This window comes from Paenibacillus sp. 1SOY10 (genome assembly GCF_056836745.1).
Genome location: NZ_JBXENK010000001.1, coordinates 362,256 through 375,633, shown reverse-complemented (window position 1 = coordinate 375,633; position 13,378 = coordinate 362,256). Strand labels below are relative to the sequence as shown.

General features: G+C 49.7%; 12 protein-coding genes. All 12 read left to right on the top strand.

Going from position 1 to position 13,378, the window contains the following annotated elements:
* Positions 1-869: 869 nt before the first annotated feature.
* On the top strand, positions 870-1,331 hold the full coding sequence (gene rimP, locus AC1VOR_RS01670; protein ID WP_482615416.1) for a ribosome maturation factor RimP: 462 nt from the start codon (positions 870-872) through the stop codon (positions 1,329-1,331).
* 172 nt (positions 1,332-1,503) lie between these two features.
* Positions 1,504-2,601, top strand: coding sequence for a transcription termination factor NusA (gene nusA, locus AC1VOR_RS01665; protein WP_482615414.1), 1,098 nt, complete (start codon positions 1,504-1,506; stop codon positions 2,599-2,601).
* 15 nt (positions 2,602-2,616) lie between these two features.
* On the top strand, positions 2,617-2,931 hold the full coding sequence (gene rnpM / locus AC1VOR_RS01660) for an RNase P modulator RnpM (protein WP_482615412.1): 315 nt from the start codon (positions 2,617-2,619) through the stop codon (positions 2,929-2,931).
* Entirely contained in the window at positions 2,924-3,250 is a 327-nt protein-coding gene (locus tag AC1VOR_RS01655; protein ID WP_059053472.1) for a L7Ae/L30e/S12e/Gadd45 family ribosomal protein, read from the top strand. Before rnpM ends, AC1VOR_RS01655 begins: the two co-directional genes overlap by 8 nt.
* Positions 3,243-5,903 carry a translation initiation factor IF-2 gene (gene infB / locus AC1VOR_RS01650; RefSeq protein ID WP_482615410.1) on the top strand — a complete coding sequence of 887 codons (2,661 nt, stop codon included), beginning with the start codon at positions 3,243-3,245 and terminating at the stop codon, positions 5,901-5,903. The genes AC1VOR_RS01655 and infB overlap by 8 nt, the downstream gene beginning before the upstream one ends.
* A gap of 15 nt (positions 5,904-5,918) precedes the next feature.
* On the top strand, positions 5,919-6,266 hold the full coding sequence (gene rbfA, locus AC1VOR_RS01645) for a 30S ribosome-binding factor RbfA (RefSeq protein ID WP_059053468.1): 348 nt from the start codon (positions 5,919-5,921) through the stop codon (positions 6,264-6,266).
* 18 nt (positions 6,267-6,284) lie between these two features.
* Complete coding sequence (locus AC1VOR_RS01640) at positions 6,285-7,262, top strand: DHH family phosphoesterase (protein WP_482615409.1); 978 nt, start codon at positions 6,285-6,287, stop codon at positions 7,260-7,262.
* The gene (gene truB, locus AC1VOR_RS01635; protein ID WP_482615407.1) at positions 7,259-8,176 is read left to right on the top strand and encodes a tRNA pseudouridine(55) synthase TruB; all 918 of its coding nucleotides are present in this window, start codon (positions 7,259-7,261) and stop codon (positions 8,174-8,176) included. Before AC1VOR_RS01640 ends, truB begins: the two co-directional genes overlap by 4 nt.
* A gap of 260 nt (positions 8,177-8,436) precedes the next feature.
* Positions 8,437-9,384 (top strand): bifunctional riboflavin kinase/FAD synthetase, encoded by a 948-nt coding sequence (locus tag AC1VOR_RS01630; protein ID WP_482615405.1) that lies wholly within the window; start codon positions 8,437-8,439, stop codon positions 9,382-9,384.
* A gap of 154 nt (positions 9,385-9,538) precedes the next feature.
* A complete protein-coding gene (gene rpsO, locus AC1VOR_RS01625; RefSeq protein WP_059053460.1) occupies positions 9,539-9,808 on the top strand; it encodes a 30S ribosomal protein S15 in 270 nt (89 codons plus the stop codon).
* Positions 9,809-10,021: 213 nt separating this feature from the next.
* Positions 10,022-12,124, top strand: a complete 2,103-nt coding sequence (gene pnp / locus AC1VOR_RS01620) for a polyribonucleotide nucleotidyltransferase (protein ID WP_482615402.1) — start codon at positions 10,022-10,024, stop codon at positions 12,122-12,124.
* Between the two features lie 200 nt (positions 12,125-12,324).
* Positions 12,325-13,368 (top strand): polysaccharide deacetylase family protein, encoded by a 1,044-nt coding sequence (locus tag AC1VOR_RS01615; protein WP_482615401.1) that lies wholly within the window; start codon positions 12,325-12,327, stop codon positions 13,366-13,368.
* Positions 13,369-13,378 lie beyond the last annotated feature (10 nt).

The following is a 13,378-nucleotide window of genomic DNA, read 5'->3' as shown; positions in this document are numbered from 1 at the left end:
ACGTTTTCGTAGAAGATGACTTGGAAAGCATGGAGACGTGAGCAACCCAAATGCTTCTGTAAGGAACATACTGTGGAAACATACGCTTGGCCCGGCTGAATTCAAGATTCGCTGCCGAATAAGCCTCTTGTATAGGCTTCGTGATCCGAAGATGATTTTTTAAACAACCGTTCAGTGAAAGTTCAAAAAATTAGGTTTGGAGCATCAAGAAGATTGGATGAAGTTAGGGACTGAGTAGCAGAGCGTAGACAGATCTACGTGAGCAACGGAAGGCCCGGCTGAATTCAAGATTCGCCGTCGAATAAGCTTCTTGTAAAGGCTCCGTGAACCGAAGATGATTTTTTGAACAACCGTTTCAGTGAAAGTTCAAAAAATTAGGTTTGGAGCATCAAGAAGATTGGATGAAGTTAGGGACTGAGTAGCAGAGCGTAGACAGATCTACGTGAGCAACGGAAGGCCCGGCTGAATTCAAGATTCGCTGCCGAATAAGCTTCTTGTAAAGGCTCCGTGAACCGAAGATGATTTTTTGAACAACCGTTTCAGTGAAAGTTCAAAAAATTAGGTTTGGAGCATCAAGAAGATTGGATGAAGTTAGGGACTGAGTAGCGGAGCGTAGACAGATCTACGTGAGCAACGGAAGGCCCGGCTGAATTCAAGATTCGCTGCCGAATAAGCTTCTTGTAAAGGCTCCGTGATCGGAAGATGATTTTTTGAACAACAGCTAGTAAAGGTGTTTTACTTGTCACTATTCCCGGACTATGTTATAATTTTTTTGGCAATCATGAAGATAGAACCGTTGTTTAAAGAGTGGGGAAACCCACTCTTTACTCTTTGGTATACAGGAATGAACCTATGGAGGTAATGTACGCTTGAGCACACCAAAGATCAAAGCGACCGTGGAGGAAATGGTCACGCCTTATTTGGAGGAAAACGGCTTTGAACTGGTTGACGTGGAATACGTCAAAGAGGGGAGCAATTGGTTCCTGCGCGTATTTGTGGATAAGACAGGCGGCATCGACATTGATGACTGCGGCCGAATCAGCGAATATTTGAGTGAGCGTCTTGACAAGAACGATCCGATTCCTTCGGCTTATTTTCTGGAGGTATCATCGCCTGGCGCAGAACGCCCGCTTAAGAAAGCCGAGGATGTATCCAAGGCTGTTGGTAAAGACGTGTTTATTACTACATACGAACCGGTAGACGGCCTGAAAGAATTTGAGGGCCGACTTCTTTCCTTTACCGACGACGAGTTGGTCGTTGAAGCGGGGAAGAAGAGTCACGCCATTCCATATAGCAAAGTTGCCAGCGCCAGATTAGCCATCATTTTTTGATATGAGTCAGGCCTTTTTTGGAGCTTTCGCCTGCGGACTATTCTTATATCTTCTGGATTGGCCGCGGCGGGCGCGGCTTTACTTATGCAAAGAAATATGCATCTGCAACGTTTAATTGTATGTGATTATGTGTGACCTACAGGGGACTATTGAAAGGGGGAACTCGAGGCAAATGAGTATGGATTTTATCGAAGCCTTGAATGAATTAGAACGGGAAAAAGGGATCAGTAAAGACATCTTATTCGAGGCGATTGAAGCTGCGCTGATCTCCAGCTATAAACGTAACTTTAACACAGCGCAAAACGTACGGGTCGATATGAACCGCCATACTGGAGCAATCAAGGTATTTGCCCGCAAGCTTGTGGTTGAGGAGGTCCTTGATCCGCGCACGGAAATTTCGTTGCCAGCGGCCCGGGAGATCAATGCCAATTATCACCTTGACGACATTACCGAAATCGAGGTGACGCCTCGCGACTTTGGACGAATTGCTGCACAAACGGCCAAGCAGGTCGTGACACAGCGTATTCGTGAAGCGGAGCGCGGTTTGATCTACAACGCTTTTGTCGAGAAGGAAGACGATATCGTAACGGGGATCGTGCAACGTCAGGATTTGCGTAACATTTACGTCGATCTAGGCAAGATCGAGGCGCATCTTCCATTGAACGAACTGATGCCGAATGAAAAGTTCAAGCACGGAGATCGTATCAAAGCCTATATTACGAAGGTGGAAAATACGACAAAAGGGCCACAAATCTTGCTGTCCCGTACACATCCAGGCTTGCTAAAGCGCTTGTTCGAACTGGAGGTACCAGAAATATTTGATGGCGTGGTGGAAATTCGTTCCGTGGCCCGTGAGGCTGGCTTCCGCTCCAAGATTGCTGTCTATTCCCGCAACAGTGAAGTGGATCCGGTAGGTTCGTGCGTAGGACCCAAAGGGACTCGCGTTCAAACCATCGTAAACGAACTGCGTGGGGAGAAGATTGATATCGTGCGTTACTCCGAAGAAGTGGAGGAGTACGTAGCCAACGCGCTGAGCCCTTCCAAGGTGCTGGAGGTGCAAGTGTTCGAAGCAGAGAAGATGGCACGTGTCATTGTGCCGGATTACCAGCTTTCACTAGCCATTGGCATTAAGGGGCAAAATGCTCGTCTTGCAGCCAAATTAACCAGTTGGAAAATCGATATTAAGAGTGAAAGCCAAGCGGAAGAGGAATTCGGAAGAGAAAAGACCGAACAAAGCGAATTGCCTCAGGATTCCATCTCCGTAGATTAAGCGGGAGGTGGCGTGATGAAGATAAGGAAAGTGCCGTTACGCAAATGTGTAGCCTGTCAGGAAATGATGCCCAAGAAAGCATTAATTCGTATCGTGCGTTCTCCGGAAGGAGAAGTATCGATCGACCTGACGGGGAAGAAGTCGGGTCGTGGGGCTTATCTGTGCGGCAAGGAGGCCTGCTTCAAGCTGGCGCAGAAGAATCGCGCGCTGGATCGTGCGCTCAAGGCGCCGGTAGGGGCTGAGGTATACGAGCAGCTAGCCCGCGACTTCCTGGCCGTAGAGGAACAATTTAACGCCGCTGGGGCGCAGGAAGAGCATGAAGATGAATAGGCAGCCTTTATCGGGGCTTGGCTTGGCCATGCGGGCTGGGAAGCTGGTAACCGGTGATGAAATCGTAACGAAGGCGATTCGTTCCGGCGAGGCCAAGCTCGTCATTGTAGCGAAGGATGCATCAGACAATACTCAGAAGAAGTTTCGCGACAAATGCGGAACCTACAAAATCCCCTTGATGGTCGGATTTGACCGCGAGCGGCTCGGAAACAGTGTAGGGAAGCCGGAAAGGGTTGTCATGGCCCTCATCGATCAAGGGTTTGCCGATATGATTCGTAAAGCGATCGTGAAAACGTCGGAGGTGGAGTATATTGAGTAAACAAGAAAAACAAGATAAGCTCAGAGTGTACGAATATGCCAAGTCGCTCAACATGAGCAGCAAGGAAATTATCACCATTCTTAAACGCCTGGATATCCCGGTGAACAACCATATGAGTGTCATGGAGAATAACGCCGTGACCCGAGTGGAACAATTCTTCAAGGATATCAAGAGCAATGCGGCAGCGAAACGCGAGAACTCGGTGCGTTCGGAGGCTTCTGCCAAATCGCCGGCTTCGGCTTCCGCAGGAGGAAGCCAGACACCGAAAACTTCAACCCGAGAGGGTTCCGCAACGCGCGGAGAGCAAGGACGCCAAACCCAAGGTAACCATAGTTCGGCAAGAAACCAAAATCAACAGGAAAAGCAGGTAAGCATGAATAATAGACCAAATACAACTCAAAATGTAACGAGCGGCAGCACGACTGTCCAGGAAAGACAAAATCGTCCTACCAGCAATCAGCAAGGAAGTCGCCCGCAGGGGCAACAAGGTGGCGGTGCAAACCGTGGACCTCAAGGCAACAACCGGAGTCAGGGTCAAGGAGGCGCACCGCGCCAAGGCCAGAGCTCGGGAGCACCACGTCAGGGGCAAAGTCAAGGCGGGGGCGCACCACGCCAAGGCCAAACGCAAGGTCAAGGCCAAGGTGGAGGCAATCGCAGCGGACAGCAGCAAAACCGCAGCTTTACTCCAAGTAATAACAGCGGTGGAAGCAACAACAACCGTAGCCAAGGCCAAGGTCAGGGTCAAGGTCAAGGCGCGAGAAAAGGAAATAATAGCGGCGGTCGCAACCAAAGAGGTTTTGATGACCGTGGCGGCAATTACAGAAACAATCGCGGTGGTAAAGGCGGCCGTGGTGGTAGAGGCGGCAATCAACAACCACCACGTGAGAAGATTGATAATACGCCGAAGAAAATCATTGTACGCGGTACAATGACCGTTGGTGAAACCGCTAAGCTGCTCCACAAGGATGCTTCAGAAGTCATCAAGAAGCTGATTACGCTTGGAGTTATGGCAACCATTAACCAGGAGTTGGACATCGATACGATCCTGCTGCTGGCAGGAGACTTCGGAGTCGAGGTCGAAGTGAAGATTCCGGTAGAGGAAGATCGCTTCGAGACACTTGAAGAGGTTGATGAAGAAGCAGATCTTAAGGAACGTCCTCCGGTTGTAACGATTATGGGTCACGTTGACCACGGGAAAACAACACTCCTGGATGCCATTCGCTCGACAAATGTGAGCAGTGGTGAAGCCGGGGGGATTACCCAGCATATTGGTGCTTATCAGGTGGAGATTAATAATAAGAAGATTACGTTCCTCGATACCCCGGGTCACGAAGCCTTTACGGCTATGCGTGCTCGCGGAGCACAGATGACGGACATTACCATTATCGTGGTAGCAGCCGATGATGGCGTTATGCCACAGACCGTTGAGGCAGTTAACCATGCCAAGGCGGCAGGCTTGCCGATCATCGTAGCGGTGAACAAAGTCGACAAACCGGACGCGAATCCGGATAAAGTAAAACAAGAACTGACCGAGTACGGACTTGTGCCGGAAGAATGGGGCGGGGATACGATCTTTGTTAACGTTTCGGCGAAGCAAAGGATCGGTCTGGAAGGTTTGCTGGAAATGATTCTGCTCGTTGCCGAAGTCAATGAGTACAAAGCTAATCCGAACAAACGTGCTCGCGGAGCCGTCATTGAGGCCGAGCTTGACAAGAGTCGTGGTCCAGTAGTCCGGATGCTCATTCAGCACGGTACGCTCAAAGTCGGGGATGCCTTTGTGGCAGGTAACTGCTTCGGACGTGTTCGTGCCATGGTCAACGACCGTGGACGTCGTCTGAAGGAAGCCGGTCCTTCCACTCCGGTGGAAATTACCGGTCTGACCGAGGTTCCTCAAGCGGGTGATCCGCTTATGGTGTTCGAGGATGAGCGTAAAGCCCGCTCCATTGCCGAGAAGCGCGCAAGCGACCAACGTCAATCGGATTTGGGTGTGAATACGCGGGTTACGCTGGATGACTTGTTCCGTCACATCAAGGAAGGCGAGATCAAGGACCTGAACGTCATCATCAAAGCTGACGTACAAGGCTCTGTTGAAGCTCTCAAAGGCTCGCTGGAGAAGATTGAAGTTGAAGGCGTACGTGTGAAGATCATCCATAGTGGTGCCGGAGCTATTACAGAATCCGATATCATTTTGGCAGCGGCTTCCAATGCTATTGTCATCGGCTTTAACGTTCGTCCGGATAGCCAGACGAAGGCTACTGCCGAGCAAGAGAAGGTGGATATCCGTCTTCACCGGGTAATCTATAACGCGATTGAAGAGATCGAACAAGCGATGAAGGGAATGCTTGATCCGGTCTTCAAGGAAGTGGTTATTGGTCATGCGGAAGTACGCAATACGTTCAAGATCAGTAAAGTGGGTACGATCGCGGGTTGTATGGTAACCTCGGGTAAAATCACCCGTTCTGCGGAAATGCGTTTGATCCGCGACGGAATTGTCATATTTGAAGGTAAAATCGATTCCTTGAAACGGTTCAAGGACGACGCCAAGGAAGTTGCACAAGGTTACGAATGCGGAATTACCTTGGACAATTACAATGACCTTAAAGAAGGCGACGTCATCGAAGCGTTCATCATGGAAACGGTGCAGCCGAAGTAAGGTAGGTGTGAAGAAATGGCCAAAAATCGTACCGGCCGCGTAGGCGAACAGATCAAGAAAGAACTCAGTTTGCTCATTCAAAGCGAACTTAAGGACCCGCGCATCGGCTTTGTCACCGTGACCGGCGTCGATGTCACCAATGATCTTTCGCAGGCCAAAGTGTACCTCAGTGTATTCGGCGACGATGAGAAGAAAAACGAGTCGTTGAAGGGAATTGAAAAAGCAACCGGCTTTCTGCGTACGGAGCTTGGCAAGCGAATTCGGCTTCGCCATACTCCGGAGCTGATCTTCAAGATTGATGAATCGATTGCTTACGGAAGCCGAATTGAGAAGTTACTGGGCGATATCACGCACGATAAATGAATGTAAAAGGAGACGGCAATGCAGACCATGAATCGGGAGCTGCATCAGAGTAAACAATTTCTGATGGAGCATGACCACTTTCTCGTAGTGTCGCATGTACAGCCGGACGGAGACGCAGTCAGTTCCACCCTAGCGGTGGGCTGGCTTCTGTCATGTCTGGGTAAAAAATACGTTATGGTCAATGAAGGACCTATCCCGAAACGGATGGGTTACTTGTGGCAGGCAAATCAGATCCATGATCTTTCGGTAACCCCGCTGGATCAGAAATTTGAGCATGTTATTTGCGTGGATTGTGCTGATTTTAAACGGGTTGGGAAGACCAAAGACTGGTTCGAAGAAGGTGCGAAACTGCTGAATATTGACCACCATCCGACGAATGATGCCTTTGGTACAGTCAATTTGGTGGTGCCTGATGCTGCAGCGACGGCTGAAATTTTATATGATCTTGTGGCGTATATGGGGCTTGAGTTGAACAAGGAAGTAGCGACAGCCCTTTATACCGGGCTTTTAACCGATACTGGCGGATTTCGCTATTCAAGCACATCCCCAAAAGTTATGGAGATTGCATCCATACTGCTGGAGTACGGTGTAGACGGGCCGGCTCTGTCCGAACTGTTGCTTGAACAGATGACGTTGCCACAGTTGCGCTTATTAACGCGGGCTTTGAACGGTTTGCAGCTAAGCGATGATGGACTTATTGCCTGGGTATCGGTGTCCGATGAGGACCTGCAAGCTGCGGGGGCAAGCCACGAGGATATGGAGGGTATTGTGAACTACCCTCGCAATATTCAGGGGGTTGAGACAGGCTTGTTGTTCAAGGTAATTGATGAACAAGCGGTCAAGGTGAGTATGCGCTCGGCAGGTAAAGTGGATGTGGCCCAGGTGGCAAAGCACTTTGGCGGTGGCGGACATGTCCGGGCTGCAGGCGCGCGCATTGAGGGTACGCTGAACACCATTGTTCCTCAAGTTCTGGAGCAGGTGAGGCTACAATTATGACATCGTATGAGGGCATACTGCCTATATATAAGCCGACAGGCTTTACTTCACATGATGTGGTTGCCAAGTGTCGCGGCATTCTGCGAATGAAGCGTATCGGGCACACCGGAACGCTGGATCCTGCCGTAACGGGCGTGTTGCCCCTATGCCTGGGGCGGGCCACACGAATGGTTGAGTATTTGCAGGAGTTGCCGAAGGAATATGAGGCCACCCTGGTGCTCGGAATAGCCACCGATACAGAGGATATGACGGGGAATGTGGTAGAAGAAGCCGATCATATTGCCGTGACAGAAGCTCAGTTGGAAGAGGTGTTCAGCCGCTTTGTCGGAACGATCTTGCAAATTCCGCCGATGTACTCCGCTTTGAAACAGGATGGGAAACGTCTCTATGAGTTGGCTCGCGAAGGCAAAGTGGTGGAGCGGCAACCTCGTGAGGTGACTATACACGAACTGGAACTGTTGTCATTCCAGGCTGAGGGACCTCATCCGCAAATCTCTTTCCGTGTTCTCTGCTCGAAAGGAACTTATATACGTACATTATGCGTGGATATCGGCCAAGCCTTGGGCGTGCCTGCCGCAATGAATCAGCTTGTACGTACGATGTCCGCTGGATTTACTGGAGAGAAATGCTTGACGTTGGAGCAGGTGGCAAGCCATGTTACCGCTGGAACATTACAGGATTACATACTTCCAGTGGATTATGGCGCACGGCATCTTCCGGCTCACACGGTGGTTGCGGAGAAGGTAGCTGCTGCTTTGCAAGGCCAGCGCCTGTCCTCAGCCGTTGTTGAGCCAACCGCTTCACGTGGAGAGACGATCCGCCTTTATGATCCGGAGCAGCGGTTTTTAGGTATTTTTCGAGCCGAGGAAGACACCGGGGCTATTAGAGCGGTCAAAGTCTTCTTGCCTGAATAGGCCATAATTGCGAGTTCAAAAAGTCGGGTTTACAGGACCAAGAAGGTTGGATGAAGCTAGGGAGTGAGTAGCGGAGCGTAGACAGATCTACGTGAGCAACTGAAATGTTTCTGCAAGAAACATACTACGGAAGCATATGCTAGGTCCGGCTGAATTCAAGATTCGAAGCCCGAATTTACTTCTCGAACAGCTTCGTCCTGGGAAGACGACCTCTAAATAAGTTAAAGTGCTAATCCGTGGGAAATGGCAGGTGATATAATATGCAAACGATCAGATTGGCTTATCCGTTAACTGAACAATTTATAGAGCAACATTCCCGGCCGCAGGTGCTGGCTATCGGACAATTTGATGGACTGCACTTGGGACATGCGAGTGTTATAGAATCCGCTATAAAGCTGGCAACGGAGCTTGGCTTGCCTGCTTCCGTGATGACGTTCCATCCGCATCCGAAGGAAGTGATGAAGAAGGGGGATTACGACGGATACTTGACACCGCCCGGGGAGAAAGAACGCATTTTGCGGGAGATGGGTGTGGAGTATGTGTACATTGTCGATTTTGATGATGCCTTTTCCCAAGTCAGCCCTAAAGATTTTGTGACGGGTATTCTCGTTCCGCTTCAAGTGCATACGGCTGTCGTGGGCTTCGATTTTCATTATGGTTATCGTGGTGAAGGAGATGCCGGGATGCTTCGCGAACTGAGCGGGAACGCTCTGGATGTCCACACCGTTCCCCCTTTTCTGATTAACGGGGAGAAGGTAAGCAGCTCTGGAATTCGTAAAGCGTTGCAAGAAGGGCAAATTGAGCACGCCAATCGCTGGTTCGGCCGCTCTTATTCATTGAAGGGTACCGTCATGCACGGAGAGAAGCGCGGACGCCAGCTTGGCTTTCCAACAGCAAATCTCAAGCTGTCAGAGCATTATGTAGTACCTGCTAGCGGGGTTTATGCCGTGCGAGCGACTCATGGGCAAGACAGCTATGGTGGGGTTATGAACGTAGGAGTCAAGCCGACATTTCATGAGGATGGCAAGGTCTTCTGGCTGGAGGCGCATTTGTTTGACTTCTCGGGAGATTTGTATGGTCAGACTCTCTCCGTTGAACTGGTTAGCTATATTCGGCCAGAACGCAAGTTTAACTCGCTGGACGAACTGGTTGCACAAATTACTCATGATGCAGCTTGCGCCAAGCAACTTCTAAGTGTAACGCCTTAACGGGCATTTACTTTTGCCTGGAGGCTATGGTATACTATGTAACGTTGTTATGAGGAATTTATTTCTTGCTGGCAACAGGAACCTTGGCTTGGTCGTACGGTTTCACCGCCGGCAACGAGGCCAATGGCGATTTGATATGAAGGAGGTGAATAGGATGGCATTGACTCAAGAACGTAAACAACAACTGATCCAAGAGCACAAGACTCATGAATCCGATACCGGATCTCCAGAGGTGCAAATTGCTATCCTTACGGAGAACATCGTGAATTTGACGGACCACTTGCGTACGCACAAGAAGGACCATCATTCCCGTCGCGGTCTTCTGAAAATGGTTGGTCAACGTCGTAAATTGTTGGCTTACTTGAAGAACAATGACGTAAGACGTTACTCCGCTTTGATCGAGAAGCTTGGATTGCGTCGTTAATATGCAATGTTTGATCAAAGCAGCCTAGTTGCATGGCGGACGCTGGCATAGCGTGCGCCGTGCGGCCAGGTTGTTTTTTACAAATGAGACTTACCATAACTATTAGAACGAGTAGCTCCGTCAGGAGCTTTTGTTACGAATGGGGTTATCTCCCGTAAAGCAGGAAATAATGAACCCAGTACCGAACTTTTATTCAAGATAAGGAGGGATTTCATGGAGAATCAAGTGAAAATGCAGCTAGGGGGAAGAACCCTGGTGCTGGAAACCGGCCGTTTGGCCAAGCAGGCAAATGCAGCGGTCATGGTTCGGTATGGTGATACTGCAGTATTGTGTACCGTTACAGCATCTTCAGAACCAAAGGATCTGGACTTTTTTCCACTGACGGTCAACTATGAAGAGAAACTGTATGCCGTGGGCAAGATTCCAGGTGGATTTATCAAGCGTGAAGGACGTCCTAGCGAAAAGGCGATTCTTGCGAGCCGTTTGACGGACCGTCCGATTCGTCCGCTGTTCCCGGAAGGATTCCGTAATGATGTACAAATCGTTAATTTAGTCATGAGTGTGGACCAGGACTGTGAGCCGGAAATTGCGGCTATGATCGGGACTTCAGCCGCGCTTAGCATCTCCGATGTTCCGTTTAATGGGCCGATCGGTGGTGTCGCTGTTGGACGTGTGAACGGGCAATTTGTAATTAATCCGGACATTGCTCAGCAGGAAGCCAGTGACATCTATGTTGTTGTTGCCGGAACCAAGGAAGCCATCATGATGGTGGAAGCGGAAGCCAATGAAGTGCCTGAGGATGTAATGCTCGAAGCGATCATGTTTGGTCATGACGAGATTAAAAACATCGTAGCGGTTATTGAAGAGCTGGTGAAGGTAGCTGGTAAAGAGAAAATGCAAGTAAAGCTGCATGCCGTGAATGCGGATGTGAATGCGGCGGTTCGTGCATTTGCTCAAGAGAAGCTGGTAGAAGCGGTCAAGATTGCCGAGAAGCATGCACGTCAGGACGCCATTGATGCTATCAATGAAGCAACGGTGGTTCACTTCGAGGAGCAATACATAGACACGCCCGAGTTGCTTGGCGATGTCAAAGAGGTATTGCATGATATCGTGAAGGAAGAAGTGCGTCGTCTGATTACTCATGACAAGGTTCGTCCTGATGGACGTAAGCTGGATGAGATTCGTCCGATCGAATGTGATACCAGTCTGTTGCCGCGTACGCATGGTTCGGGCTTGTTCACACGTGGACAAACACAGGCCCTTAGCATCTGTACATTAGGTGCACTGGGTGATGTGCAAATTCTGGACGGTATCGACTTGGAAGAGTCGAAGCGCTTCATGCATCATTATAACTTCCCTCCATTTAGCGTAGGTGAAGCGCGTCCACTCCGTGCACCAGGCCGTCGTGAAATTGGACATGGCGCCTTAGGTGAACGAGCATTGTCCAAGGTCATCCCGTCGGAGACAGAATTCCCGTACACGATTCGTCTCGTATCCGAAGTGCTTGAATCCAATGGTTCTACTTCCCAGGCCAGCATCTGTGCCAGTACCTTGGCGATGATGGATGCAGGTGTACCGATCAAAGCACCTGTAGCTGGTGTGGCGATGGGCTTGATCAAGGATGGAGAACATGTATCCATTTTGACAGATATTCAAGGGATGGAAGATCATCTTGGCGATATGGACTTCAAGGTGGCTGGTACCAGCGAAGGCGTAACCGCTATTCAAATGGATATCAAGATTGACGGTATCGACCGGCAAATTCTGACGGAGGCCTTGTCCCAAGCTAAGGAAGGCCGGATGTTTATCTTGTCCAAGATGACAGAACGGATTCAGAAGCCAAAAGAGCAATTGTCTCCATACGCACCGAAGATCGTTATCATGCAGATCAATCCGGACAAGATTCGCGATGTCATCGGAGCCGGCGGCAAAATCATCAACAAAATCATCGAAGAAACCGGCGTGAAGATCGATATCGAGCAAGATGGACGCGTATTTATCGCATCGACTAGCCAAGAGATGAACAGCAAGGCCCAAGCGATCATTGAGGGCATTGTTAAAGAAGTTGTCGTTGGTGAAATCTATGTGGGTACGGTTAAGCGGATCGAGAAGTTTGGTGCGTTTGTTGAAATCTTGCCAGGTAAAGACGGGCTGGTGCATATCTCGCAACTGTCTACAGAACGTGTAGGCAAAGTAGAGGATGTAGTGGCTATCGGAGATACCGTAACCGTGAAGGTTACCGAGATTGACCAACAAGGCCGCGTAAACCTTTCGCGTAAGGCTGTATTGACGGCGGAAACGGAAAAGTCTTCTTAATAAGATGAATTTCAAAAAGTAACTTTTGATCACACTTTATTGGAGACTGCGGGAAAAGAGACAGAATATTTATTCTGGCTCTTTTTTAATGCTGTTTTTCTCTGAATGTCATGGGCTAAGACTTGCCTGGTTGTTGCATAATCCCGAGCTTGTCAACATAAGATGGGGACAACAACCATAGGAAAGGGATGGGCCTTGGTATGGATCGGAACAAGTTTGCCATCATTGCAATATGTATTGCCTTGGTGATGATATTGGGGCAGTTTTCGGGGGTACGCGCGTTCGTGGAGCGTGGGAACAATACGGAAGTTGATAGCTTTGCTTTTCGATTGCTGACCGGCCTGATCGATGGAGAAGACGGCAAGGATACGCAGGCTGCAGACGGCGGTCGTGATACGTTATCGAGGGAAGAAATCCTGCTTCGCCAAATTCGTCAGGCTGCTATTCAGCGGCGTGTGGAGCCCGTGGATGCCGTAGTGGACCGGGTATGGAAGGCGATTCCCGGATATAACGGTCAGGAAGTCGATATTGAACAGACTTATGACCAGGCGAAGGGCTTGCCCAAGGATACGCCAATTCCCTACGTATATAAGGAAATCCCACCCAAGGTGATGTTGGATGATTTGGGTCCTCAGCCGATTTACCGAGGCAATCCGAATAAACCGATGGTCGCTCTGATGATCAATGTGGCTTGGGGCAATGAATTCCTGGTGCCGATGCTGGATACGTTGGATGAGATGGGGACCAAGGCGACCTTCTTCCTGGATGGAAGCTGGTTGAACAAAAATGAACAACTGGCCCTGGAAATTAAAAAACGAGGGCATCAGATTGAAAATCATGCCTATTCGCACCCGAATATGAGCCAATTGGAGTCTACACGGGCGCGTCTTGAAATAACAAAGACCAAAAAGCTTTTGCAGGAGCGGATTGGAATAGAAAACCGCTGGTTTGCGCCACCCTCGGGAGATTTTAACCAACAAACGGTTAAGCTTGCCGCGGAGGAAGGGCTAAAGACGGTTCTCTGGACGGTAGATACGGTAGATTGGAAGAAGCCACCAGCCTCCGCGATCGTCTCGAAAATCGATAGCAAGATTGCCCCGGGGTCCCTGGTGTTGATGCATCCGACGGCTTCAAGCAGGGATGCATTGAAGGATATGATTAAGGTGATACGTGGCAAGGGGCTGACCCTTGGGACGGTGGAGCAAACGCTCTCTTCAGACCGGGTGGAGTTACCGCAAAGTTGAGCTTGCTCGC

Coding starts and splice junctions, on each gene's coding strand:
- AC1VOR_RS01640 (WP_482615409.1), top strand. CDS start 6,285: ATGCAGACCATGAATCGGGAGCTGCATCAGAGTAAACAATTTCTGATG.
- AC1VOR_RS01630 (WP_482615405.1), top strand. CDS start 8,437: ATGCAAACGATCAGATTGGCTTATCCGTTAACTGAACAATTTATAGAG.
- truB (WP_482615407.1), top strand. CDS start 7,259: ATGACATCGTATGAGGGCATACTGCCTATATATAAGCCGACAGGCTTT.
- rbfA (WP_059053468.1), top strand. CDS start 5,919: ATGGCCAAAAATCGTACCGGCCGCGTAGGCGAACAGATCAAGAAAGAA.
- AC1VOR_RS01615 (WP_482615401.1), top strand. CDS start 12,325: ATGGATCGGAACAAGTTTGCCATCATTGCAATATGTATTGCCTTGGTG.
- rnpM (WP_482615412.1), top strand. CDS start 2,617: ATGAAGATAAGGAAAGTGCCGTTACGCAAATGTGTAGCCTGTCAGGAA.
- nusA (WP_482615414.1), top strand. CDS start 1,504: ATGAGTATGGATTTTATCGAAGCCTTGAATGAATTAGAACGGGAAAAA.
- rpsO (WP_059053460.1), top strand. CDS start 9,539: ATGGCATTGACTCAAGAACGTAAACAACAACTGATCCAAGAGCACAAG.
- AC1VOR_RS01655 (WP_059053472.1), top strand. CDS start 2,924: ATGAATAGGCAGCCTTTATCGGGGCTTGGCTTGGCCATGCGGGCTGGG.
- pnp (WP_482615402.1), top strand. CDS start 10,022: ATGGAGAATCAAGTGAAAATGCAGCTAGGGGGAAGAACCCTGGTGCTG.